This window comes from Phenylobacterium sp., from assembly GCF_030697305.1.
Taxonomy (GTDB): Bacteria; Pseudomonadota; Alphaproteobacteria; order Caulobacterales; family Caulobacteraceae; genus Phenylobacterium.
In genome coordinates this window covers 1-2,784 of record NZ_JAUYQL010000073.1, presented here as the reverse complement: position 1 = coordinate 2,784, position 2,784 = coordinate 1, and the positions used below count along the sequence as shown (strand labels likewise).

5 protein-coding genes and 1 pseudogene are annotated in these 2,784 nt (G+C 68.5%); 2 read left to right on the top strand and 4 right to left on the bottom strand.

Annotation, left to right across the window (positions count from 1 at the left end):
- Positions 1-4: 4 nt before the first annotated feature.
- The 4 genes from Q8R27_RS08360 to flgB form a co-directional block, all read right to left on the bottom strand.
- Positions 5-784, bottom strand: a complete 780-nt coding sequence (locus Q8R27_RS08360; protein ID WP_305698584.1) for an ABC transporter ATP-binding protein — start codon at positions 782-784, stop codon at positions 5-7.
- Positions 785-845: 61 nt separating this feature from the next.
- Complete coding sequence (fliE, locus tag Q8R27_RS08355) at positions 846-1,151, bottom strand: flagellar hook-basal body complex protein FliE (RefSeq protein ID WP_305698583.1); 306 nt, start codon at positions 1,149-1,151, stop codon at positions 846-848.
- Positions 1,152-1,161: 10 nt separating this feature from the next.
- Entirely contained in the window at positions 1,162-1,581 is a 420-nt protein-coding gene (gene flgC, locus Q8R27_RS08350) for a flagellar basal body rod protein FlgC (protein ID WP_305698582.1), read from the bottom strand.
- Positions 1,582-1,590: 9 nt separating this feature from the next.
- Positions 1,591-2,004, bottom strand: a complete 414-nt coding sequence (gene flgB, locus Q8R27_RS08345) for a flagellar basal body rod protein FlgB (protein ID WP_305698581.1) — start codon at positions 2,002-2,004, stop codon at positions 1,591-1,593.
- Positions 2,005-2,117: 113 nt separating this feature from the next.
- Here flgB and Q8R27_RS08340 point away from each other — a divergent pair, with 113 nt between their 5' ends.
- Positions 2,118-2,411: a flagellar biosynthetic protein FliO gene (locus tag Q8R27_RS08340; protein ID WP_305698580.1), complete on the top strand. Its 294-nt coding sequence runs from the start codon at positions 2,118-2,120 to the stop codon at positions 2,409-2,411.
- Positions 2,408-2,784: pseudogene (locus Q8R27_RS08335) on the top strand (hypothetical protein); the annotation flags it as partial. The gene Q8R27_RS08340 and the pseudogene Q8R27_RS08335, both read left to right, overlap by 4 nt.

Below are 2,784 nucleotides of genomic sequence, written 5' to 3'. Positions count from 1 at the left end.
TCGTTCATGCCGGCGTCTCGGACAGCCGCGCACTTAACCGTTCGGCCTGGCGACGCGGCGCGTCGAGCAGCAGGCGCACATCGGGATCCTCCGCGTTCGCCAGCAGGTGAGACGCCGCGCCGTCGGCGACGATGCGTCCGGCCTTCAGCACCACGATGCGATCGGCGAGCAGCACCGCCTCAGCCATGTCGTGAGTGACCATCACCGTGGTCAACGACAGCCGGTCATGCAGGGCGCGGTAGTCGGTTCCCAGCGCGTCTCGGGTCAGGGGGTCGAGCGCGCCGAACGGCTCGTCCATCAGCATGATCGAGGATTCGGCCGCCAGAGCCCGGGCGACGCCGACCCTTTGGCGCTGGCCGCCGGACAGCGCCGCCGGCAGCCGCGCGCCCGTCTCGGTCGGGAGGGCGACGAGGCTCAGCAGCTCGGTCACCCGCGCATCGATCCGCGCCTTGTCCCAACCCAGCAGCTTCGGCGTGATGGCGATGTTCTCCGCGACGGTCATGTGCGGAAACAGGCCTACTTCCTGGAAAACATAGCCGATCCGGCGACGCAGCTCATGCGGGGCGGCGGTGCGCGCATCCTCGCCGGCCACGCGCACGACGCCTGCATCGGCGGGCGCCAGTCGGTTGATGGTCTTCAGTAAGGTGGTCTTGCCCGACCCCGACGCGCCGACCAGGGCGACAAATTCGCCGGCTGCGATGCTCAGGCTGACGCCGCCCAAGGCCGCGTGCGCGCCGTATCGCTTTTCGACGTCGACAATATCGATGATCGGAGTCGGCCCCATGCGAGCGAGCCTAGCACGAAGGCCGGGCGGGTCCGCCAGGGCCGTCGTCGCCGATCCGCCGTCAGATCGGCATCCGCATGATTTCCTGGTAGGCGGAGATGACCTGGTCGCGCACCGCCATCACCGTCTCCAGGCTGGCTTCGGCGGCCGAGATGGCGGTGACCACGTCGATCAGCTCTGCCTTGCCCTGCACCTGCTTGGCGATCTGGGTCTCGGCGGTCTTCGACGACTTCATCGCGTCGGTCATCGCCGACTTCAGCAGGTCGCCGAACCCGCCCTTCTCCTCGACAGCGGCCTGCGGCGCGGCGGCGGCGGCCTGGTTCTGGACGGCGGCGTAGGCCTTGGCGACGGTGATGGGGCTGATCACGGCTTAACCCCTACTTCTTCAACAGGTCGAGGGTGCGCATCTCCATGGCGCGCGCCGTCTCGATGACGTTGAGGTTGGCCTCGTAAGCCCGCTGCGCGGCCTTCATGTCCATCGCCTCGATCAGGCTGTCGACGTTAGGCAGCTTCACATAGCCCTTGGCGTCGGCGGAGGGGTGACCTGGCTCGTACTCGGTGCGGAAGTCCTTCCGGTCGGGTTCGACGCGGACCATCTTCACGCCCGTGCCGCCGTCGACCTTCACGGGTGCGAACACCGGGGTCTGGCGCCGGTACGGGTCGCCGCCCGGCGTGCGCGAGGTCGAGTTCGCGTTGGCCAGGTTCTCGGCGATGATCCGCATCCGCGCCTGCTGGGCGCGCAAGGCGGAGGTGGCGATGGATTGCGTGGCGCCCGCCGTCGGCTTGATCTCAGCCACCTAGCGCCCCTAACCGCGGCCCGGCGGACGCGTGGCCAGCCGCAGCATGTTGATGGATTTCTGGTAGAATCCGATCGCCGCGTCGTAGTTCATCCGCGCGTCGGTCATCTTCAGCATCTCGTCCTCCAGCACCACGGAGTTTCCGTCGAGCGTGGTTTCGGAGTCGTGCGTGCGGGTGGATTTCACGCCCGGCCGCCGCACGCTTGGCGATGTCATGTGGCCGGGCTGGGTGACGGCCTGGCCGCTCGCCGCGCTCATCGCGGCGGTGACCCGCGCCTCGAAGCTGAAGGGCTTCAGATCGTGAGGACGATACCCAGGCGTGTCGGAGTTCGACACGTTCTCGGCGATCACCCGCTCGCGCTCGGACAGATAGCCCAGCCGGCTGCGCAGCATCGCGAACAGGGGAATGCCTGCCAGGTCCATCGCCTCATGGTGAAGAAACAGGGTTAATCGCTCCTTAAGACCCCTGCGGCAAACCGTTGAGACGCCGGTGATTTTCGCCGCGCGCCAGCCGCAGTCCGACGCAGCAGAACGCCATGGATTTCGCCGAATTCGCCCGCGCGGTCTTCGCGCTCGCCGTGACCCTTGGCCTTGTGGGCCTGGCCGCCGTGGCCTTGCGCAAGTTCGGCCCCGATGCGCTCACGCGCCTGATCCCGCAACGCAAGAAACGCCGGCTGACGGTGGTGGAGAGCCTGGCGCTCGATCCCGCCCGCCGCCTGGTGCTGATCTCCTGCGACGGGCAGGAACGGCTGCTGCTGCTGGGCGAGGGCCAGCTGCTGCCCGAAGCGCCGCCCGCATCGCGCCGCCGCGCGACCAAGGAGCCCCAGTGATGCGCGGACTGTTCGCCGCCATTCGCGCCCTGCCCGCCGCCGACTGGAAGCGCGCCGCCATGCTGGCGGCCGTCACCACGCTGGCCAGCCTGATCTTCCCGATGGCCGCCGCCGCCCAGGCGCTGAACATCAACCTCGGCACCGGGGCCGGCTTGACCGAGCGCGTCGTCCAGCTCATCGGGCTGATGACGGTGTTGTCGCTGGCGCCGTCCATCGTCATCATGACCACCTCGTTCGTGCGCATTGTGGTGGTTTTGTCGCTGCTTCGCACGGCGCTGGGCCTGCAGCAGCGCCCGCCCAACGCGGTGATCATCAGCCTGGCGCTCGATCCCGCCCGCCGCCTGGTGCTGATCTCCTGCGACGGGCAGGAACG